The organism is Stenotrophomonas sp. B1-1 (assembly GCF_010894375.1).
In the GTDB taxonomy this organism is placed as follows: Bacteria; Pseudomonadota; Gammaproteobacteria; order Xanthomonadales; family Xanthomonadaceae; genus Stenotrophomonas.
Genome location: NZ_JAAIUZ010000017.1, coordinates 137639 through 156104 on the forward strand (window position 1 = coordinate 137639; position 18466 = coordinate 156104).

Genomic DNA, 18466 nt, shown 5'->3' on the forward strand with positions numbered 1-18466 from the left:
CCCGTGGTCGGGGCCCTGCGCAAGGAAAGACCATGTTCACTGCCGAACGTCGTGCGCGTAAACCTTCACTGCTGGCCTGCCTGGGCGCATTGCTTGCGGCAGCATCAATCGGCCTGTCGGCCTATGCCGCCCACGGCGTGGCCGATCCGCTGGCGCAGCAGCACCTGAACATGGCGGCGCTGTACGCCTTCGCCCACGGCGCGGTGCTGCTGGCACTGGGCCCGCGTGCGCAGGGCGCGATCGCGCACCTGGGCCTGTACCTGCTGCTGCTGGGCGTGCTGCTGTTTTCCGGCAGCCTGGTGGGCGGCGCGCTGTGGCAGTGGCCGACCCGGCTGGCGCCAGTGGGCGGCACCACCTTGATGGCCGCCTGGGTGCTGCTGGCGATCAACGCGCTGCGCCGCTGAGGTAGCACCGCAGCGCGCATCTGTAGAGTCGAGCCATGCTCGACTTCGAAGAGCGCATCTGTAGAGTCGAGCCATGCTCGACTTGGAGAGCGCATTTGTAGAGTCGAGCCATGCTCGACTTGGAGAGCGCAGCCGAGCATGGCTCGGCTCTACCTCAGTCGTTGGCCGGTGCCCAGCACCAGTGCCACGGCTCGTAGACGATCCCATGCGGGTTGTCGCGCGGATAGCTCAACCGGAACCCGTGGCCGCCGGCGTGTGCCTGCAGCCAGGCAAACGCCTCGGTTGCTTCAAACGTTTCTTCCGCCGGCGCATCGCCCGGCGTGCCGATATCCAGCGCATCGCCGCGGTGGTGTTCGCTGAAGCCCGGCGCGGCGTTGACCTTCAGGATCTCGGCTACGCTCAGCCCGCGCGCGCGCTTGCGTTCGAAAATACCCAGCTGGTACGCGTGGCTGCGGAAACCAGAAATCGCATCCAGGGCCACGCCGTCGCGCGCGGCGTGCAGGCGCATGCGGCGCCAGCCCTGCGCGGCGGCGCGGCGCAGCCACAGCGGGCGGCCGAAACGGTCGCGCCCGGCGAAGTGCAGCAGGCAGGGCTCGGCTTCCAGCGGCAATCCGCTGTCCTGCGCATAGGCATCCGCATCCAGGCCCAGCTGCTGCAGGCGCTGCTGCAGGCCCGCCAGCGGCAGCCAGTGGTCTTCCAGCGTTGCGGCGAAGGGGCGGGCGCGGGCCTGTTCCAGCAGCGCCAGGGCCGCTTCCACGCCGGGCTCGCGCGGCAGCCGCGCTACCAGTGAGTGCACACCGTGGTCCAGCACCACGGCCAGGTAGCGGCCATCCTGCTTGCGCCGCAGCACCCATTGCGCGCGGGCCAGCAGGCGCGCATCCAGGTTGCTGCGCGCGCGCAGCAGAGCGGCCGGCCACAGTTCCACGGCCTCGGTGTTGATCAGCAGGGGGGCGCGACGGTGCATGCCCGCAGCTTACTGCCGTGGCGCGGTGGCGGCCACCTTCTGCAGCGCGTCCAGCAGCGCCTGCGGCCGCTCCAGGCTGAGCAGCAGGGTGCTGCCGCCGCGCACCGGAATCACCAGTGTGCGCTGGCGGTCGGTGACCAGGGCAAACCCCTTGTTGCCGCCCTGCAGGCGGAAGTGGCCCGAATAGAAGCCCGGCATTGAATAGCCATTGGTCTTGTAGCGCAGGCCGTAGCGGCGGTCGCGGCCCAGGTCCACCACCTCGGCCTGCTCCAGCTGCAGCTGCGCCACCGGGGTGCGGCGCCGGTACAGCGTGGAGCGCACGTCCAGCACATTGCCATCGATCACCACCCGGCGGCGGAAGAACGCCATGCCCAGGCCTACGCCGATCAGCACCAGCACGGCCAGGCTCCATGCCGCGCTGCCCCACAGGCGGAAGAACGGCGGCGCCAGGGTGATCTCCATCCACGGCGCAGCGGCCGGCGCGTGCTTCAGTTCGGCCCACACGCACAGCGCGAACACGACCAGCAGCGGCAGCAGGATCCACAGCACGCGCAGTGGCGAACTCCCGGCAATATCGAACGAACGCGGGTCGCTGCCATTCATTGCGGTGCTCCCTTGCGCGGCGCGCATGGTCAGATTTCCTTCTTGAAGACCAGCATGGCCGGGCGCATCGGCGCGGGAATGATCACGTTCACCAGTTCCCAGCCCAGCAGCCCCTGCCGGGTCAGTTCGTTCTGGATGTCCTCGGCCTTCAGCACGCCCATCAGCGATGTCTTCACTTCAATGGTCTGGTAGCTCCAGCGCTTGCTCATTCCTTGTCCTCGGGTGATGGCGTGGGTTTTGGCAGGCGCCCTGCCTTGCGCAGGGCGTCGCGCAGCACGTATTCGATCTGGGCATTCAGGCTGCGCAGCTCGTCGTCAGCCCAGCGTTGCGCCGCAGCCAGCACGTCGGCGTTGATGCGCAGCGGATAGGCTTTCTTCTCACTCATGCGAACTCCTGGCGGGGCGCGGTGGCGCCCCGTTGCGAGGGTGGCTCAGTACAGCGAACCGGCGTTGACGATCGGCTGGGTGCCGCGGTCCGAGCACAGCACGGTCAGCAGGTTGCTGACCATGTGCGCCTTGCGTTCCTCGTCCAGCTGCACCACGCCGTTCTTCTGCAGTTCGGCCAGGGCCATTTCCACCATGCCCACCGCACCGGCCACGATGCGCGTGCGCGCGGCGATCACCGCATTGGCCTGCTGGCGCTGCAGCATGGCCTGGGCGATTTCGGCGGCGTAGGCCAGGTGGCTGATGCGCGCATCCAGCACCTGCACGCCGGCGTCGGCCAGGCGTTCGGCCAGTTCGTTCTTCAGGTGCTGGGAAATCTCGCTGGCGTGGCTGCGCAGGGCCAGCTGGCCGTCCTCGTGCTGGTCGTAGGGATAGCTGGTGGCCATCGCGCGCAGCGCCGATTCGGACTGGATATGCACGAAGCTCTCGTAGTCGTCCACGTTGTAGACCGCTTCGGAGGCATCGACCACCTGCCAGACGATCACCGCGGCAATCTCGATCGGGCTGCCATCAAGCTCGTTCACCTTCAGCTTGCCGCTTTCGAAGTTGCGCACGCGCTGGCTGACCCGGCGCTTGGAATAGAAGGGGTTGTTCCAGCGCAGGCCGTTGTCCTTCACCGTGCCCACGTACTTGCCGAACAGGCTCAGCACCGCCGCCTGGTTGGGCTGCACCGTGTACAGGCCGGCCAGCACCAGCACCGCGGCGACGACCAACAGCAGGCCGCCCAGCATCATCAGCAGGTTCGGTGCGCCGGTGCTGGCTTTGGCTGCCACCCCCAGCACGAACAGCGCGCCACCGGCCAGCGCGGCCAGCAGCGAGACGGCCAGCGTACCCAGACCGTTGAGGGAGGAAAGCGACTTCTCTTTCATGGCAGTACGTCCTTGAGGGTTCGATTGAAAGATATCAAATTGATATCACATCGCAAGTGCCGTTCGTCGGCCAACCCTACCGGACCGGCTAGAATGCCCACCTGCCTTCACATCGCTGCTGGAACCCCCATGGCCAAGCTTGGAACCCCGCTGTCCCCCTCCGCCACCCGTGTGCTGCTGCTGGGCTCGGGCGAACTTGGCAAGGAAGTGGCCATTGAACTGCAGCGCCTGGGCGTGGAAGTGATTGCCGCCGACCGTTATGCCGATGCCCCGGCCATGCAGGTGGCGCACCGTTCGCACGTGATCGACATGCTCGACGCCATGGCCCTGCGCGCGCTGATCGCCCAGGAACAGCCGCACCTGGTGGTGCCGGAAATCGAGGCGATCCACACCGAGACCCTGGTGCAGCTGGAACAGGAACAGGGCCTGCGGGTGATTCCGACCGCGCGCGCCGCGCGCCTGACCATGGACCGCGAAGGCATCCGCCGCCTGGCCGCTGAAACCCTGGGCCTGCCGACCTCGCCGTACCGCTTCGTGGATACCGAAGCCGAATACCGCGCCGCGGTGGCCGCCATCGGCCTGCCGTGCGTGGTCAAGCCGGTCATGTCCTCCTCGGGCAAGGGCCAGAGCACCCTGCGCAGCGAGGCCGACATCGCCCCGGCCTGGGACTACGCACAGACCGGCGGCCGTGCAGGTGCCGGCCGCTGCATCGTCGAAGGCTTCATCGACTTCGATTACGAGATCACCCTGCTGACCGTGCGCCACGCCGGCGGCACCTCGTTCTGCGCGCCGATCGGCCACCTGCAGAAAGACGGCGACTACCGCGAAAGCTGGCAGCCGCAGCCGATGACGGACAAGGCCCTGGCGCGTGCCGAGGAGATCTCGCGCGCGATCACCGACGATCTGGGCGGCTGGGGCCTGTTCGGCGTGGAGCTGTTCGTGAAGGGTGACGAGGTGTGGTTCAGCGAAGTGTCGCCGCGCCCGCACGATACCGGTCTGGTCACCCTGGTATCGCAGGAACTGAGTGAGTTCGCGCTGCATGCGCGCGCGATCCTGGGCCTGCCGATTCCGGTCATCCGCCAGAGCGGCCCGTCGGCCTCGTGCGCGCTGCTGGCCCATGGCGAAGGCGTGCCGTACTTCAACAACGTGGCCGCCGCGCTGCAGGTGCCCGATACCGCCGTGCGCCTGTTCGGCAAGCCCAGCGTGCATGGCCATCGCCGCGTGGGCGTGACCCTGGCGCGTGCGGAAAGCATTGATGAAGCGCGTGCCATCGCGCGCGATGCCGCCGAAGCCATCGGCGTGGAACTGCGCCCGTAAAATGCTAGCGCCGGGCCATGCCCGGCGGCTTGCAGCGTGCTGCCGTCAGCGTCTACGCCACGGCAGCACGGTCACGTGGATCATGGCCACCGGCCACAGGACCGAGCCGTACATCCACCACGTGCCGAAGCGGTCGGCATAGCCCTTCCAGCAGGCCACGGCTGCCGGCAGCAGGCCGATCAGGACCATGGGCAGGAAGTCCAGCGCCTTGCCTTGTTTGGTGACGAACAGCAGTGCGATCACCACCGCAACGCCGGCGATGATCAGCAGGTTCTTCTTCAACATCAGCAGTCCTTGCCTGGGTCTTTGGCGACTCTAGCAAAGGGCTTTGGCAGCCGGTAGCGCCGGGCCATGCCCGGCGGATTTCCATGCGGCGCGATGCGAACCGAAAAAGGCCGCCGGGCATGGCCCGGCGCTACCGGGGTCACTTCACGTCCACCCACACCAGGTGGTGGTCGCTGCCATCGGCAATCTTCGCTTCGGGGCTTTCATTGGCCGGCCAGAACACGCCGCTGCCCACGTATTGGAAACCGGTGGAGGGCAGCACGTAGTCCAGGCGCATGGTGCCCGACTTCGGGCCGAAATCGCCGGTGGCGTGGAACGGTGCGCCCTTGCGCACGATGCCCTTGGCCGCATAGGCCAGGCTGGTCTGTTCGGCACCCACGCTGCGCGGGGTGGGGTAGCGCAATACGCGCGGGTTCTCGATCAGGTTGACGATGGCATCGTGGCGGCCATCGCCATCGACCGGGTCGTTGTTCAGATCGCCGAAGATCACAAAGCGCGCGTCCTGGGCCAGACCGCCGCACTTGCCCTGGTCATCGCACAGCCAGGGCTTGTCGCCAGCCGACAGATACTCCTGCCACAGCCGCAGTTCGTCGTGGTTGCGCGCGGCATTGCGCTTTTCCGGGCCGTCGAACACCGGCGGGGTCGGGTGCGAAACCAGCGCATGCACCACGCCGGCCGGCGTCTGCACCGGCACATCCCAATGCGACTTCGACGACAGGCGCAGCTGCGACCACACCGCATCGCTGTAGAAGCTCTTGCCGGTGCGCGGGTCGACCGGGCGGATCGCGCCGGGCATCGTGCTCCACTTCAGCAGCTGGAAGCTGCGCACCTTGGCCTCGTCGATCGGGTAGCGCGACAGCACCAGCATGCCGTACTGGCCCGGGTGCAGGCCGTAGCCCCAGGCATCGTTGCCGCGGCTGCGGCCTTCGCCACCCACCGTGCCATTGCCGTCCAGGTCCAGGCCGCTGGGCACGCCGGTGTTGACCGGGGCCAGGTAGCGGTAGGCGAAGTGCAGCGGCTTGCCGCCGCCGGGCTGGGCCACTTCCAGGTAGCGCTGCTGGAACAGATCGGCGGCGCGGTGCGCATCGTCGAAGTCGAATTCGTTCAGCAGCACCAAGTCCGGCCGCACCTGCTGCAGCACGGCGGCGATCTTGCGGGCGTGTTCGCTGTCGCCTTCCAGTTCCTTGATCAGGCCACCGGCATCGTCCGAATACAGCGATGTGTTGTAGGTGGCCAGGCGCAGCGCTGCAGACGGCGTTTCGGTCATCGCGGGGGGCTTGGCGAAGGCGGGGGCGCTGGCGCCGCAGAGCAGGGCCAGGGCGAGGATCAGGGGATGGCGGCGGGTCATGTTCATGGGCCGTATTGTGCACCCGGCCCGGTGTCAGCGGTTTGTCAGCGGCCGTCCAGTTCCTTGTCGAAATCGTGCCAGCGGCGGCCGTCGTAGGCCTCCAGCGGGCGGAACCGGCGCTTGTAGTCCATCTTCTGGTGCTCGCGTATCCAGTAGCCCAGGTACACATGCGGCAGGCCTTCGCGGCGGGCCCATTCAATCTGCTGCAGGATGGCGAAGGTGCCCAGCCCGCGCGCGGCATGGGCCGGGTCGAAGAAGGTGTAGACCGCCGACAGCCCGTGCTCGGTCACATCGGTCACCGCCACGCCCAGCAGCTGGCTGGGCTGGCCGTCGTGGCCGGGCAGGCGCATTTCCATGAAGCGGGTATGCGACCAGGTGCCGATCAGGAACTGCTCGAACTCGTGCGGGCCATGGTCATCCATGCCGCCATTGGCATGCCGGTGTACCAGGTAGCGGTGGTACAGATCGAACAGGTCCTGGCGCGGCATGGCCGCGGTGATGCGCACTTCCAGATCGGCATTGCGCGCCGCGCAGCGGCGTTGGCTGCGGTCGGCGGCGAAGCGGGCCACCGGAATGCGCACGGCCACGCAGGCGTGGCACTGGGCGCAGTGCGGGCGGTAGACCAGATCGCCACTGCGGCGGAAGCCCCAGCTCAGCGCCAGCGGGTACAGCCCGCCCAGGCGGCGGTCCTGCGGATCGAGCACCAGATCGCGCGCCACCCGGTCTGGCCAGTACCCACACGGGTGCTCGCCGGTCTGGAACAGCCGCAGTTCGTCGTCTCTGTCGCCGTGTATCGCCATGGGCACAGCATAGCCCCAGTGTGTCGCATCGGCCGCGACTGTCCGCCGGATGAACAGAACCGGCTGACGCGTCAACCGATGCCGCGCACAGGCGTTGTTGTCCCCCGAGGGTGAACTGATCACCCCGACGCAACCCCTACCAGGAGTGACCCGATGATCCGTACCCCCCTGTTGCTGGCCCTGCTGCTGGGCACCTCCGCCACCGGTATCGCGCTGGCCGCCGACACCCCGGCCCCGCCGGCACTGCGCCCGGTGAAGCTGGACACCAACGGCGACGGCGTGATCGACCGCAGCGAAGCGGCGGCCAACCCGCGCCTGGCGGCGAAGTTCGACGAACTGGACAAGAACAAGGACGGCAAGCTGTCGCGCGACGAACTGCCGCGCTGGAAGCACGGGCGTCGCGGTGGCCATGGCGGTCCCGATGCCTGGATGGCCAAGCTGGACGTGAACAAGGATGGCCGCATCAGCCGCGAGGAAGCCAAGGCCGATCCGCGCCTGGCCGCGCGCTTCGACCAGATGGACGTCAACAAGGATGGCTACCTGGACAAGGCCGACCGCGAGCTGCGCATGAAGCAGCATCGTGACGCCTGGTTCGCCGCGGCCGACACCAACAAGGACGGCCAGCTGAGCAAGGCCGAATTCGATGCGGCCAAGGGCCCGATGCACGGCGGCCCGCGCCCGGGTGGCCCGCGTGACGGCATGCCGCCGAAGCCGCAGCGCTGAGTCACCGCGTTCTGATCGACCACGACGCCGGCGTACTGCCGGCGTCGTGCGTTGCGGGCCTAGCGGCCGCCGGTATGGGCCACCGCATACAGCACCACGCCCAGCACCATGATGTTCATGGCGATGACGCCGGTGCGCCCGTACATCGATTCATACACCCAGTTGGTGCCGGTGCGCCCACGCCGCGCCGAATCGCGGGCGATCAGCGGCGCCATGATCCGCTGCAGCGGCCCCAGGCACTGGTAGTTCACCAGGCTCAGGCCGAGCACCAGCACCAGCAGATGCACCCAGGTCGGGGTCTGCAGCAGCACCACCGCCAGCACCGACAGGCAGCAGGCCATGGCGGTCCAGGTGTTCATGCGCACGAAGCGCCAGACCTGCGCGCGCTCGGCATCGGTCTTGGCGTAGGACAGCAGGAAACGCCCGCCCAGGTAGCTGCCGATCACGCCGCCGGCCACGCCACCGGCGAAGGCGCCCCAGGTGCTGGCCGGAATCATGTGCAGGTAGCCCAGCGCGGCGGTGACCGAGCCCATGGCGGTGCCGCCGGCCACGCTGGCCCCGCCCAGGCCCAGCTTGCTGCCACCCATGCCGACGCCGGCGCTCAGCAGGATCGCCGCGCTGGCGGTACCGGGGGCCGCCACCAGCACCATCGACACCACGGCCGTGGCGAACGCCGCACTGGGCGCGCTGCTGCGGGCGAATTCGCCGAAACGCTGCAGCAGGCCGTCGCGCACCTGGCCGCGTGCGCGCGACAGGCGCTTGCGCACGGCCGCATCGCTCAGCCCCAGCAGATCGGCCACCTGCTGCGAGCGTTGCCCTTCGCGGTAGTACAGCAGCAGCACTTCGCGGCTGTCGCTGGGCAGGGCGGAAATGATGTCTTCAGCGGCGATCTCTTCTTCCAGCCGCTGCAGCCGGTCGGGCGCGCCCGGGGTCGGGTCGGCGGCCATGCCCAGTGCCACTTCGGCGGCTTCGCCGGTGAGCGGCCGGCCGCGCTGCGAGCGCAGCCAGTCGCGGGCCAGGTTGCGGGTGATCTGCCGCAGCCACGGCAGGAAACTGGTGCTGCTGCGCAGCTGGTGCAGCTGCTGCCAGCCCTTCACGAACGCTTCCTGGGCGATGTCCTCGCTGGCCTGGCGGTCGCGGGTGATGGCCAGGGCGATGGCGGTGATGGTGTTCTGGCAGGCCAGCACGATGCGGCCATAGGCGTGCTGGCAGCCGCCGGCAGCGGCGGGCAGCTCGCGTTCCAGGGTCTGGTCGATCGATGCGGCAAACGTCGTCATGGCGGCGGCTCCTGCAGGGATTGTGTCCCAAGACGCCGCCGCGCGCGAAGTGTGACCGGACCTGGCCCGATCATGCCGGGCACGGCCCGGCGTTGCCATGCCTAGCTGGAGGGCTGGATGCGGACCCGCACTTCTTCCTCTTCCGGCGCGGCCTGCGGTGCCGGCTGCGGCTGGGCCTGCGGGGCAGGAGCCGGGGTGGCCGGGGCGGGCGCGCCACGGTGGCGCAGGCCGATCACCAGGGCCACGGCGGCAATCACCACCAGCAGGCCGATGCGGATGCGCCAGGCCCAGCCACGGCCGCTGCCGCCTTCCTGCGGTGCGTCGCGGAAGGCGAATTCGGCGGTGGGATGGTCGCGGCGGGTGGTGTCGAGCAGGCGTGCCTCGCGCAGGATGTCGCGCGCACGCGGCTGGTCGTCGGCGCGCACGATCCACACAGCGGGGTAGGCCTGGGCATTGCCCAGGTCGGTATAGCTGAACTGGCCACGGCGGCGGGTCTTGTACGACCGGCCGTTGGTCACCTTCACTTCAATGCCGTGGCTGCGCAGCAGCTCGGCCACGCCTTCCACGGTTTCCACGCGCTGGCTGCTGAAAATCTGACGCATCGTCTTACTCCTTGGCCGGCACGGCAGCAACGGCGGCCTGGTCGGGCACCACGCGGATCAGGCCTTCCTGTGCGGTGCTGGCCACCAGCACGCCATCGCGGGTGAAGAACTGGCCGCGCGCCAGCCCGCGCGAATCCTGCGCGCTGGGGCTGTCCAGCGAATACAGCAGCCAGTCGTCGGCGCGGAACGGGCGGTGGAACCAGATGGCATGGTCCAGCGAAGCCATCTGCACGTGCGGGTGGTAGTAGCTGATGCCGTGCGGGAAGGTGGCCGTGCCCAGCAGGTGGAAATCGGAGGCATAGGCCAGCAGGGCCTGGTGCAGTTCCGGCGCATCGCCCACCGGTTCGCTCAGGCGCAGCCACACCTGGTGGTAGGGCGGGCGCTTGGGCGGGTTCAGTTCATCGCGCGGGTACACGTGGCGGAACTCGAACGGGCCGCCGCGCGAGAGCCAGCGCTGCACCTTGATCGGCAGCCGCGCCAGTACTTCCGGCGGCAGCGGGCGGTTCGGTTCGATGTCTTCCGGCTGCGGCACTTCGGGCATCTTGTGCTGGTGCTCGGCACCCTGTTCGGCCTGCTGGAACGAGGCCGCGCAGAAGAAGATCACCTTGCCATGCTGGATGGCCGTGACCCGGCGCACCGAGAAGCTGCCGCCATCGCGGGTGCGGTCCACGTCGTAGACGATGGGGTGGTCGATGTTGCCGGCGCGCAGGAAGTAGGCGTGCAGCGAATGCACGTGGCGGCCGTTGTCCACCGTGGCCTGGGCCGCAGCCAGCGCCTGGCCCAGCACCTGCCCACCGAACACGTACTTGGTGCCGATGTCGCGGCTCTGGCCGCGGAACAGGTTGTCCTCCAGCCGCTCCAGGGTGAGCAGGTCGATCAGCTCGGAGACGACGGGTTCGGGCGTGTCGTTCAAGGGGGCGGCCACAGCAGTGAAGAAGGGACCGATTATACCGGTCAGGGGTCAGATCCCTTTCGCCCCGCGAAAGGGCTCTCACCCCGGGGCCACCCAGTCGAACAGGGGTCAGATCCCTTTCGCCTTGCGAAAGGGCTCTGACCCCAGGGCACGCAGTCGAGCAAGCTCGACGCTACTTGCCCAGCCGGGCCACCAGCGCCTGCAGCGCGTTCTGCGCATCCGCCGCAAACCAGGCTTCCACGAAGCGGTCCAGCTGGATCAGGTCCGGGTGCAGGGCCTCGTGCAGCTCGGCGCGGGCAATGGCGCGGGTCAGCAGCATCGGCTGGCGCGGCTGCTTCAGCAGGTGCTGCAGCCAGGCGATGGCGCGGGCCACCACCAGATCGCCGTCGGCCAGCTCATCCACCAGACCGATCTGCAGCGCCTGTTCGGCCGGCACCAGCGCGCCGGTGCTCAACAGCATGGCCGAACGGTGCAGGCCCACGGCGCGGCGCAGCAGGCGCTGGATGCCTTCCGGCGCCACCAGCCCCACCTGCACCTCGTTCAGGCCAATGGCATAGGGGCGGGCCGGATCGGTACTGCGTGCCATCACCCGGTAATCGCAGCACAGGGCCAGCACGCAGCCACCGGCCGGGGCATGCCCGGTAATGGCCGCCACCACCGGAATGCGGCTTTCTGCCAGCGTACGCACCGCACCGAAGAAGGCATTCCAGCTGTCCAGCAGCTTGTGCTTGTCATCGCCATGGGACAGCAGGTGCGGCACGTCCATGCCGCCGGTGAAGATGCGCTCGCTGCCCGACAGCACGATGCCGTGCGCGTCTTCGGCCATGGCCTGTTCGATCGCGTGGATCAACTGCCGGCACAGGTCGGTGTCCAGTGCATTGACCGGCGGCCGCGCCAGGCGCAGTTCGCGGATGGGGCCATGGTTGATCACCTCGATGAGCGTCGTCATGCTGCGGTCTCGTTGCGGACAGGAATCTGAGGCGATGATAACCAAACCATTCGTTGGCGTATTGTTGTGGCTGTGTGCGGGCGCAGCATCGGCGGCCGACTGCGTGACGCTCGAGCAAGGCTGGGCGCGGCTGCCACCTACGCCGGCCATGGCCATGACCGCCGGTTATGGGGTGATCCACAACGGCTGTGCCACGCCGGTGGTGATCACCGGTGCTGGCAGCGCGCTGTTTGCCGATGTCTCGCTGCACGAAACCACCCTTGTCGATGGCGTCAGCCGCATGCGCGCGATCGAGCGCCTGCCGTTGGCCCCCGGTGCGCGCGCCGAACTCAAGCCCGGTGGCCTGCACCTGATGCTGATGCAGGGCAAGGGCGCGCTGAAGGAAGGGCAGACCGTGCCGCTGCAGCTGCAGCTGGAAGGCGGGCGCGAAGCCAGCGCCACGCTGACCGTGCGCAAGAAAGGCGGGTAAGCGCCCGGCGTTGATGCCGCGCCGCCGGACTACGGGCGTGCTGTCGTAGCGTCGAGCTTGCTCGATTGCCATGAACCGTAGAGTCGAGCTTGTTCGACTGCCGTGAACCGTAGAGTCGAGCTTGCTCGACTGCTTCACGCAAGAGCAGTCGAGCAAGCTCGACTCTACGAAAGGCGGTATCCCGTGGCACGCGACACGATCGAGGCACCCGGTAGCGCCGGGCCATGCCCGGCGAGCGACCCGCTTACGACCAATCGAACGTGAACAACACCGTGCGGCTTTCCGGTTCGTAGAACATCACGATCGCATCGGCGCCGGCGGCGCACCAGTGGCTGGCCGGCACGGTGGCCACGTGGAAGAACGCATGGCCGTCGCGGGTCAGTCGCAGGCCGTCGTTGGCCAGGTGGCTGCTGTCATTGCGGAAGCGCAGGCTGCCGCGTTGCCGGTAGCCGGCCAGATCCTGCAGCTGGAACGCCGCCGGCAGCGGCGCGTAATCAGACCAGTTGCCGAACCAGATCGGGCCGCCCAGCTGCTGCAGCCATGCCTGTTCGTCCAACTCGCCGTTGCCGTAGCGCGAGCAGCTGGCCAGGCGCCCATGCTGCAGGAAATACGCATGCGCCTTGGCATGGCTCTCACGCATTTCAACGCTATGCGCGCGGGCTTCTTCCGACTCCACCGCCTCGCCCAGGAAATAGCCCGGCGCGCCCAGGAAGCGCATGCGGTTGTCCGCGGTCAGCTCGAAGGCGATCCAGTTGATGCCCGTGAACGCATTGTGGTGCGCGACGGTGTCGTCGCCGATGCAGCCTTCATACGGCTCGATCGGGCACAGCAGGGTGGCGGTCTGGCCAGCCAGTTCCGGGCGCAGCACGCCCAGGTCGATCTGCAACAGCGGCAGCAGGTGTTCGGCCAGCCACGGCTGCTCGCTGGCGAACACTTCAGCGGGGAACGGCACCAGGCCGGGCAGCAGGTCGTGCAGGTCGGTGTGGTGGATCATGTCAGCCTTTGGAACAGGGGGTAGAGTCGAGCTTGCTCGACCGCCGTGAACCGTAGAGTCGAGCTTGCTCGACTGCTTCAAGCAAGAGCAGTCGAGCAAGCTCGACTCTACGAAAGGCAGCAGTCGAGCAAGCTCGACTCTACGAAGTGCGGCGCCGGGTCATGCCCGGCGCGCGCTGCGCGGTCGGCTTACGTCCAGTCGTACGAGAACAACACCGTGCGGCTCACCGGCTCGTACAGCATCACGATGGCATCGGCGCCGGTGGCACACCAGTTGTAGCCGGCCACCTCGGCCACGGCGAAGAATTTGTGGCCATCGCGGCTGATGATCACCGTTTCGGCATCCTCCGGCGCATCCGGGTCATCGGCTGCTTCAGTGAAGTCCAGCGCGAAGGCGGCGGGGATTTCTGCGGTCTCGGTCCAGTTGCCGAAACCGATCGGGCCGCCCAGCGAATCCAGGTAGTCCCGCTCGCTGGCTTCGCCCTTGCCAAAGCGCGAATAGCCGGCGAGGCGGCCGTTGACGGCATGGTAATCGCGCGCCTTGGCGTAGCTCTCGCGCATCTGCGAGATGTGTTCCTGCGCGTGCGTGTCCTGCACCTGCTCACCGATGAAATAGCCTTCGTTGCCGAGGAAACGCATCTGGTTGTCGGCGGTCAGTTCGAAGGCGATCCAGTTGGTGCCGGTGAACGCGTTGTGGTGTTCTTCGGTGCTCTCGCCGATACAGCCGTCATACGGCTCGATCGGGCACAGCATGGTGGCCACCTGGCCGGCCAGTTCCGGGCGCAGCACACCCAGGTCGATGTTCAGCAGCGGCAGCAGGTGCTGGCCGAGCCAGGCCTGGTCGGCGGGGAACACGCCGGTGGGGAAGGGGACCATGCCGGGCAGCAGGTCGCTCAGTTCCGTGTGATGGATCATGTCAGTCCTTTGGGAGTGGCGAAAGAACGGGGGCGTAGAGTCGAGCGCGCCAGACAATGGGCAGCATCCGGTAGCGCCGGGCCATGCCCGGCGGGCGAAATGCCGACCAAGGTCGGCATCTACCAGAAGCGGATCAGCTCGATGCGCTGCGGATCGCGTCCGGCAGCGGAGCGCTCTTGCCGGTCTGGGTGTCCATCCACACCACCACCACGTTGCCGTCCGAGTACAGCTTCGATTCGTCCTGCTGGTCCACGATGCGGTGGCCGATGGTCACGCTGCTGTTGCCCAGGCGCTCCACGAACAGTTCCACCAGGATGTCGTTGGGCCACACGATCGGCAGGCGGTAGTTCACGTTGGTGGCGGCCACCACCGGTGCGATGCGGTCGGTCATCGACACGCCGTCCACGCCCAGCATCCAGCGCACGCGCGCTTCTTCCAGGTAGGAAATGTACTTGGCGTTGTTCACATGGCCCATGCTGTCCATGTCACGCCAGCGCACGCTGATCGGAATACGGGCCAGGATCTTGTGTTCGCTGCTCATCAGGCGTCCTTCTTCTTCTTGCTGGCAGTGGCGGTCTTGCTGGCCTTGCCGCTGCTCTTGGCTGCGGCGGCCTTCTTCGCCGGCGGTTCGGGCTTCACCTTGCGCGGCGGGCGCGCATCGGGCTTGTTGGCCACGGCCGCCGGTTGCTGCGGCCGTGCGCGGGTGGACGGCAGCATGCGTTCCAGGAAGTGGCCGGTGTAGGACTGCGGGCAGGCCGCCACGTCTTCGGGCGTGCCGGTCACCAGGATGGTGCCGCCACGGTGGCCGCCTTCCGGACCCAGATCGACGATCCAGTCGGCGGTCTTGATCACGTCAAGGTTGTGTTCGATCACCACCACCGTGTTGCCTTCGTCGCGCAGCTTGTGCAGCACGCCCAGCAGCGCTTCGATATCGTGGAAGTGCAGGCCGGTGGTCGGCTCGTCCAGGATGTACAGGGTGCGCCCGGTATCGCGGCGCGACAGTTCCTTGGACAGCTTCACGCGCTGCGCTTCACCGCCGGACAGCGTGGTCGCGCTCTGGCCCAGCTTGATGTAGCTCAGGCCCACGTCCACCAGCGTTTCCAGCTTGCGCGCGATCGACGGCACCGGCTCGAACAGCTTCAAGGCATCTTCGACGGTCATTTCCAGCACGTCGTTGATGTTGTAGCCCTTGTAGACGATCTCCAGCGTTTCGCGGTTGTAGCGCTTGCCGTGGCAGACGTCGCAGGGCACGTACACGTCCGGCAGGAAGTGCATTTCCACCTTGATCAGGCCATCGCCCTGGCACGCCTCGCAGCGACCGCCGCGCACGTTGAAGCTGAAACGGCCCGGCGAATAGCCGCGCGCACGTGCTTCGGGCACCTGGGCGAACAGTTCGCGCAGGGGGGTGAACAGACCGGTGTAGGTGGCCGGGTTCGAACGCGGGGTGCGGCCGATCGGCGACTGGTCGATGTCCACCACCTTGTCGAACAGGTCCAGGCCTTCGATTTCCTTGTACGGCGCCACGGCATGCGAGGCGCCGTTGATCTCGTTGGCGGCCAGCGAGAACAGGGTGTCGTTGATCAGGGTCGACTTGCCCGAGCCGGACACACCGGTCACGCAGGTCAGCAGGCCGGCCGGAATGGCCAGGTCCACGCCCTTCAGGTTGTTGCCGCTGGCACCGCGCAGGTGCAGGGTGGTCTTCGGGTTGGGCGCGTGGCGGCGAGTCGGAATCTCGATCGCGCGCTTGCCCGACAGGTACTGGCCGGTCAGCGAACGCGGTGCGTTCAGGATGTCCTGCAGGGTGCCCTGGCCGACGATTTCGCCACCATGCACGCCGGCGCCCGGGCCGATATCCAGCACGTAGTCGGCCAGGCGGATCGCATCTTCATCGTGCTCGACCACGATCACCGTGTTGCCCAGGTCGCGCAGGCGGGTGAGGGTGCCCAGCAGGCGCTCGTTGTCGCGCTGGTGCAGACCGATGGACGGTTCATCCAGCACGTACATCACGCCCACCAGCCCGGCGCCGATCTGGCTGGCCAGGCGGATGCGCTGTGCTTCGCCGCCGGACAGGGTGTCGGCCTTGCGTTCCAGGGTCAGGTAATCCAGGCCCACGTCGACCAGGAAGCCCAGGCGCTCGCCGATCTCCTTGACGATCTTGGCCGCGATCTCGCCGCGCCAGCCTGGCAGGCTCAGTTCGCTGAAGAACTTCAGCGCCTCATCGATCGGCAGCACCACCAGTTCCGGCAGCGGGCGGTCGGCCACGAACACGTTGCGCGCGGCCTTGTTCAGGCGCGCACCGTTGCATTCGGGGCAGGCGTGTTCGCTGATGTACTTGCCCAGCTCTTCCTGTACCGCCGCCGATTCGGTTTCCTTGTAGCGGCGTTCCAGGTTGGGGATGATGCCTTCGAAGCGGTGCTTGCGCTGGGTGCGGCCACCAGCTTCGGTGAAGTAGGTGAAGGTGATGGCCTCATCGCCGCTGCCGAACAGCACGGCCTGCTGCACCTTGGCCGACAGCGAGTTCCAGGCCGCATCCACGTCGAACTTGTAGTGTTTGGCCAGCGAGGCGATCAGCTGGAAGTAGTACGCGTTGCGGCGGTCCCAGCCGCGCACGGCGCCCGCGGCCAGCGACAGTTCCGGGTGCACCACCACGCGCGCCGGGTCGAAGAATTCGGCCATGCCCAGGCCGTCGCAGCCGGGGCAGGCGCCCATCGGTGCGTTGAACGAGAACAGGCGCGGTTCCAGCTCGGGCAGCGAGTAGTCGCAGACCGGGCAGGAATACTTGGACGAGAACAGAGTAGGGGTGGCGTCGGCGGCGTCCAGCGACTGCACCGAGGCCATGCCGTCGCCCAGCTTCAGCGCGGTTTCGAAGCTTTCGGCCAGGCGCTGCTTGATGTCCTCGCGCGGGCGGAAACGGTCGATCACCGCTTCGATGGTGTGCTTCTGGCGCAGCGCAAGCGGCGGCACCGCGTCGATTTCGTACAGCTCGCCGTCCACCCGCACGCGCACGAAGCCCTGCGCGCGCAGCTGGTCGAACACCTGCGCATGCTCGCCCTTGCGGTCGCGGATGACCGGGGCCAGCAGCATGTAGCGCTGTTCCGGGTCCAGGGTCAGCACCTGGTCCACCATCTGGCTGACCGTCTGCGCTTCCAGCGGATAGCCGTGGTCGGGGCAGCGCGGGGTGCCCACCCGCGCGTACAGCAGGCGCAGGTAGTCGTAGATTTCGGTGATCGTGCCGACCGTCGAACGCGGGTTGTGCGAGGTCGACTTCTGCTCGATGGAAATGGCCGGGGACAGACCTTCGATATGGTCCAGGTCCGGCTTTTCCATCACGCTCAGGAACTGCCGGGCGTAGGCCGACAGCGATTCCACGTAGCGGCGCTGGCCTTCGGCATAGATCGTATCGAACGCCAGCGAGGACTTGCCCGAGCCGGACAGGCCGGTGATCACGATCAGCTTGTCGCGGGGCAGGTCGAGGTCGAGGTTCTTCAGGTTGTGCGTCCGCGCACCGCGGATGCGGATGAAATCCATCGCCATGGGGGATCCGGTTGTGGGGGCAGGTCGAATGCGGCGGCAATCAATCAGCCTACCGAGGTGACCAGATGGGGGCAATGGCCGACAATGCCACCCCTGCGTCTCACCCCGTGAGACCGCCTGACAGGCAGGGGTCAGATCCCTTTTCACCGTGTGAAAAGGGATCTGACCCCGTTCCGGGCCCCCCGCAGGCCCCGCCCAGGGGTTGACTTGACCGGCGCCCATTGATCTGCGTACAATTCCGCTCCTGTCCGCCCTCGATGGCGGCAGTCCATAGACCACAATAACTACAGAGGAAGTCTGGTCATGTACGCAGTACTGGTCACCGGCGGTAAGCAATACCGCGTGGCGCAGGGCGAAAAGCTCCGCGTCGAAAAGCTCGAAGTCGAAGTCGGCAGCGAGATCAAGTTTGACAACATCCTGCTGCTGGGCGACAGCGACGGTATCAAGATCGGCGACGCCCTGAGCGGCGCTTCGGTCACCGCCAAGGTCGTGTCCCAGGGTCGTGCTGACAAGGTCCGGATCATCAAGTTCCGTCGCCGCAAGCACCACATGAAGCGCCAGGGTCACCGTCAGTACTACACCGAAATCGAGATCACCGGCATCGCCGGCTAAGCATCAGGAGAAGCAGTCATGGCACATAAAAAGGGCGTAGGCTCCTCGCGCAACGGTCGCGACTCCAACCCGAAGTACCTCGGCGTCAAGATCTTTGGCGGCCAGGCCATCGAAGCCGGCAACATCATCGTGCGTCAGCGCGGCACCCAGTTCCACCCGGGTACCGGCGTTGGCCTGGGCCGTGACCACACCCTGTTCGCCCTGACGGACGGCAAGGTGGAGTTCTCGGTGAAGGGCCCGAAGAAGCGTCGCACCGTCAGCGTCGTCTCGGTCGAAGCCTGATCAGGCTGTATCCGCCGGCCATGCCCTGGCATGGCCGCGCCGGATGAAGAGCACGCTGCATGAAGAGCCCCGCTTCGGCGGGGCTTTTCGTTGGAATCAGTGGTAAAACGGGCACGGCCCGATTGCCAGGTGGCACCTGGCACGACATTCAAGGCGGCGGCACG

22 protein-coding genes are annotated in these 18466 nt (G+C 67.3%); 6 read left to right on the plus strand and 16 right to left on the minus strand.

All coding sequences use genetic code 11. The features are described 5' to 3' along the window. Window positions 1-32: 32 nt before the first annotated feature. Window positions 33-404, plus strand: a complete 372-nt coding sequence (locus G4G00_RS13900; RefSeq protein ID WP_108748927.1) for a DUF423 domain-containing protein — start codon at window positions 33-35, stop codon at window positions 402-404. A gap of 154 nt (window positions 405-558) precedes the next feature. Here the strand turns inward: G4G00_RS13900 and G4G00_RS13905 are convergent, their stop codons facing one another. From G4G00_RS13905 to G4G00_RS13920, 5 genes are read right to left on the minus strand one after another with little or no spacing between them, the layout of a single operon-like run. Further along, window positions 559-1368 (minus strand): M15 family metallopeptidase, encoded by an 810-nt coding sequence (locus tag G4G00_RS13905; protein ID WP_199913911.1) that lies wholly within the window; start codon window positions 1366-1368, stop codon window positions 559-561. 9 nt (window positions 1369-1377) lie between these two features. Then, window positions 1378-1971, minus strand: a complete 594-nt coding sequence (locus G4G00_RS21840; RefSeq protein WP_205515560.1) for a PH domain-containing protein — start codon at window positions 1969-1971, stop codon at window positions 1378-1380. 29 nt (window positions 1972-2000) lie between these two features. Further along, window positions 2001-2180 carry a DUF4177 domain-containing protein gene (locus G4G00_RS13910; protein WP_108748928.1) on the minus strand — a complete coding sequence of 60 codons (180 nt, stop codon included), beginning with the start codon at window positions 2178-2180 and terminating at the stop codon, window positions 2001-2003. Next, window positions 2177-2356 (minus strand): Arc family DNA binding domain-containing protein, encoded by a 180-nt coding sequence (locus tag G4G00_RS13915; RefSeq protein WP_100439285.1) that lies wholly within the window; start codon window positions 2354-2356, stop codon window positions 2177-2179. Before G4G00_RS13915 ends, G4G00_RS13910 begins: the two co-directional genes overlap by 4 nt. Window positions 2357-2401: 45 nt before the next feature. Continuing rightward, window positions 2402-3283, minus strand: a complete 882-nt coding sequence (locus G4G00_RS13920) for an SPFH domain-containing protein (protein ID WP_108748929.1) — start codon at window positions 3281-3283, stop codon at window positions 2402-2404. 129 nt (window positions 3284-3412) lie between these two features. Here G4G00_RS13920 and purT point away from each other — a divergent pair, with 129 nt between their 5' ends. Then, on the plus strand, window positions 3413-4600 hold the full coding sequence (gene purT / locus G4G00_RS13925; protein WP_108755679.1) for a formate-dependent phosphoribosylglycinamide formyltransferase: 1188 nt from the start codon (window positions 3413-3415) through the stop codon (window positions 4598-4600). A 45-nt stretch (window positions 4601-4645) separates the two neighbouring features. On the opposite strand, the gene G4G00_RS13930 is transcribed toward purT, so the two are convergent. The 3 genes from G4G00_RS13930 to G4G00_RS13940 form a co-directional block, all read right to left on the minus strand. After that, window positions 4646-4885 (minus strand): hypothetical protein, encoded by a 240-nt coding sequence (locus G4G00_RS13930; RefSeq protein ID WP_108761501.1) that lies wholly within the window; start codon window positions 4883-4885, stop codon window positions 4646-4648. A 139-nt stretch (window positions 4886-5024) separates the two neighbouring features. Next, window positions 5025-6239: an endonuclease/exonuclease/phosphatase family protein gene (locus tag G4G00_RS13935; protein ID WP_164274420.1), complete on the minus strand. Its 1215-nt coding sequence runs from the start codon at window positions 6237-6239 to the stop codon at window positions 5025-5027. A gap of 38 nt (window positions 6240-6277) precedes the next feature. Further along, window positions 6278-7033: an arginyltransferase gene (locus tag G4G00_RS13940; protein ID WP_108752478.1), complete on the minus strand. Its 756-nt coding sequence runs from the start codon at window positions 7031-7033 to the stop codon at window positions 6278-6280. Window positions 7034-7186: 153 nt separating this feature from the next. Between G4G00_RS13940 and G4G00_RS13945 the strand changes: the two genes are divergently transcribed. Further along, the gene (locus G4G00_RS13945; protein ID WP_164274423.1) at window positions 7187-7756 is read left to right on the plus strand and encodes an EF-hand domain-containing protein; all 570 of its coding nucleotides are present in this window, start codon (window positions 7187-7189) and stop codon (window positions 7754-7756) included. Window positions 7757-7815: 59 nt separating this feature from the next. On the opposite strand, the gene G4G00_RS13950 is transcribed toward G4G00_RS13945, so the two are convergent. From G4G00_RS13950 to G4G00_RS13965, 4 genes are all read right to left on the minus strand, one after another. Beyond that, complete coding sequence (locus G4G00_RS13950) at window positions 7816-9033, minus strand: sigma-70 family RNA polymerase sigma factor (protein ID WP_108752480.1); 1218 nt, start codon at window positions 9031-9033, stop codon at window positions 7816-7818. A gap of 101 nt (window positions 9034-9134) precedes the next feature. Beyond that, complete coding sequence (locus tag G4G00_RS13955) at window positions 9135-9635, minus strand: pathogenicity-like protein (RefSeq protein WP_164274425.1); 501 nt, start codon at window positions 9633-9635, stop codon at window positions 9135-9137. Between the two features lie 4 nt (window positions 9636-9639). Then, a complete protein-coding gene (tesB, locus tag G4G00_RS13960; protein WP_108748936.1) occupies window positions 9640-10548 on the minus strand; it encodes an acyl-CoA thioesterase II in 909 nt (302 codons plus the stop codon). Window positions 10549-10720: 172 nt separating this feature from the next. Continuing rightward, a complete protein-coding gene (locus G4G00_RS13965) occupies window positions 10721-11497 on the minus strand; it encodes an enoyl-CoA hydratase/isomerase family protein (protein ID WP_108748937.1) in 777 nt (258 codons plus the stop codon). 34 nt (window positions 11498-11531) lie between these two features. On the opposite strand from G4G00_RS13965, the gene G4G00_RS13970 reads away from it, so the two are divergent. Continuing rightward, the gene (locus G4G00_RS13970) at window positions 11532-11966 is read left to right on the plus strand and encodes a copper chaperone PCu(A)C (protein WP_164274428.1); all 435 of its coding nucleotides are present in this window, start codon (window positions 11532-11534) and stop codon (window positions 11964-11966) included. Between the two features lie 244 nt (window positions 11967-12210). On the opposite strand, the gene G4G00_RS13975 is transcribed toward G4G00_RS13970, so the two are convergent. From G4G00_RS13975 to uvrA, 4 genes are all read right to left on the minus strand, one after another. Beyond that, the gene (locus tag G4G00_RS13975) at window positions 12211-12960 is read right to left on the minus strand and encodes an enolase (RefSeq protein ID WP_164274431.1); all 750 of its coding nucleotides are present in this window, start codon (window positions 12958-12960) and stop codon (window positions 12211-12213) included. Between the two features lie 188 nt (window positions 12961-13148). Then, window positions 13149-13874 carry an enolase gene (locus G4G00_RS13980; protein ID WP_164274434.1) on the minus strand — a complete coding sequence of 242 codons (726 nt, stop codon included), beginning with the start codon at window positions 13872-13874 and terminating at the stop codon, window positions 13149-13151. Between the two features lie 133 nt (window positions 13875-14007). Next, window positions 14008-14415: a thioesterase family protein gene (locus tag G4G00_RS13985; RefSeq protein WP_108748941.1), complete on the minus strand. Its 408-nt coding sequence runs from the start codon at window positions 14413-14415 to the stop codon at window positions 14008-14010. Then, a complete protein-coding gene (gene uvrA, locus G4G00_RS13990; protein WP_164274437.1) occupies window positions 14415-17408 on the minus strand; it encodes an excinuclease ABC subunit UvrA in 2994 nt (997 codons plus the stop codon). The genes G4G00_RS13985 and uvrA overlap by 1 nt, the downstream gene beginning before the upstream one ends. Window positions 17409-17711: 303 nt before the next feature. Between uvrA and rplU the strand changes: the two genes are divergently transcribed. Then, window positions 17712-18020: a 50S ribosomal protein L21 gene (rplU, locus tag G4G00_RS13995; protein ID WP_108748943.1), complete on the plus strand. Its 309-nt coding sequence runs from the start codon at window positions 17712-17714 to the stop codon at window positions 18018-18020. An 18-nt stretch (window positions 18021-18038) separates the two neighbouring features. Next, entirely contained in the window at window positions 18039-18302 is a 264-nt protein-coding gene (rpmA, locus tag G4G00_RS14000; protein ID WP_049467623.1) for a 50S ribosomal protein L27, read from the plus strand. The last annotated feature ends 164 nt before the right edge of the window (window positions 18303-18466 follow it).

What these genes read in the sequence shown, in the direction of transcription:
- G4G00_RS13930 (WP_108761501.1), bottom strand. Translation starts at nt 4,885, where the DNA reads ATGTTGAAGAAGAACCTGCTGATCATCGCCGGCGTTGCGGTGGTGATC.
- G4G00_RS13915 (WP_100439285.1), bottom strand. Translation starts at nt 2,356, where the DNA reads ATGAGTGAGAAGAAAGCCTATCCGCTGCGCATCAACGCCGACGTGCTG.
- G4G00_RS13975 (WP_164274431.1), bottom strand. Translation starts at nt 12,960, where the DNA reads ATGATCCACCACACCGACCTGCACGACCTGCTGCCCGGCCTGGTGCCG.
- G4G00_RS13910 (WP_108748928.1), bottom strand. Translation starts at nt 2,180, where the DNA reads ATGAGCAAGCGCTGGAGCTACCAGACCATTGAAGTGAAGACATCGCTG.
- G4G00_RS13955 (WP_164274425.1), bottom strand. Translation starts at nt 9,635, where the DNA reads ATGCGTCAGATTTTCAGCAGCCAGCGCGTGGAAACCGTGGAAGGCGTG.
- G4G00_RS13945 (WP_164274423.1), top strand. Translation starts at nt 7,187, where the DNA reads ATGATCCGTACCCCCCTGTTGCTGGCCCTGCTGCTGGGCACCTCCGCC.
- G4G00_RS13980 (WP_164274434.1), bottom strand. Translation starts at nt 13,874, where the DNA reads ATGATCCATCACACGGAACTGAGCGACCTGCTGCCCGGCATGGTCCCC.
- G4G00_RS13940 (WP_108752478.1), bottom strand. Translation starts at nt 7,033, where the DNA reads ATGGCGATACACGGCGACAGAGACGACGAACTGCGGCTGTTCCAGACC.
- G4G00_RS13965 (WP_108748937.1), bottom strand. Translation starts at nt 11,497, where the DNA reads ATGACGACGCTCATCGAGGTGATCAACCATGGCCCCATCCGCGAACTG.
- G4G00_RS21840 (WP_205515560.1), bottom strand. Translation starts at nt 1,971, where the DNA reads ATGAATGGCAGCGACCCGCGTTCGTTCGATATTGCCGGGAGTTCGCCA.
- G4G00_RS13920 (WP_108748929.1), bottom strand. Translation starts at nt 3,283, where the DNA reads ATGAAAGAGAAGTCGCTTTCCTCCCTCAACGGTCTGGGTACGCTGGCC.
- uvrA (WP_164274437.1), bottom strand. Translation starts at nt 17,408, where the DNA reads ATGGCGATGGATTTCATCCGCATCCGCGGTGCGCGGACGCACAACCTG.
- G4G00_RS13935 (WP_164274420.1), bottom strand. Translation starts at nt 6,239, where the DNA reads ATGAACATGACCCGCCGCCATCCCCTGATCCTCGCCCTGGCCCTGCTC.
- G4G00_RS13900 (WP_108748927.1), top strand. Translation starts at nt 33, where the DNA reads ATGTTCACTGCCGAACGTCGTGCGCGTAAACCTTCACTGCTGGCCTGC.
- purT (WP_108755679.1), top strand. Translation starts at nt 3,413, where the DNA reads ATGGCCAAGCTTGGAACCCCGCTGTCCCCCTCCGCCACCCGTGTGCTG.
- rplU (WP_108748943.1), top strand. Translation starts at nt 17,712, where the DNA reads ATGTACGCAGTACTGGTCACCGGCGGTAAGCAATACCGCGTGGCGCAG.
- G4G00_RS13905 (WP_199913911.1), bottom strand. Translation starts at nt 1,368, where the DNA reads ATGCACCGTCGCGCCCCCCTGCTGATCAACACCGAGGCCGTGGAACTG.
- G4G00_RS13985 (WP_108748941.1), bottom strand. Translation starts at nt 14,415, where the DNA reads ATGAGCAGCGAACACAAGATCCTGGCCCGTATTCCGATCAGCGTGCGC.
- G4G00_RS13970 (WP_164274428.1), top strand. Translation starts at nt 11,532, where the DNA reads ATGATAACCAAACCATTCGTTGGCGTATTGTTGTGGCTGTGTGCGGGC.
- G4G00_RS13950 (WP_108752480.1), bottom strand. Translation starts at nt 9,033, where the DNA reads ATGACGACGTTTGCCGCATCGATCGACCAGACCCTGGAACGCGAGCTG.
- rpmA (WP_049467623.1), top strand. Translation starts at nt 18,039, where the DNA reads ATGGCACATAAAAAGGGCGTAGGCTCCTCGCGCAACGGTCGCGACTCC.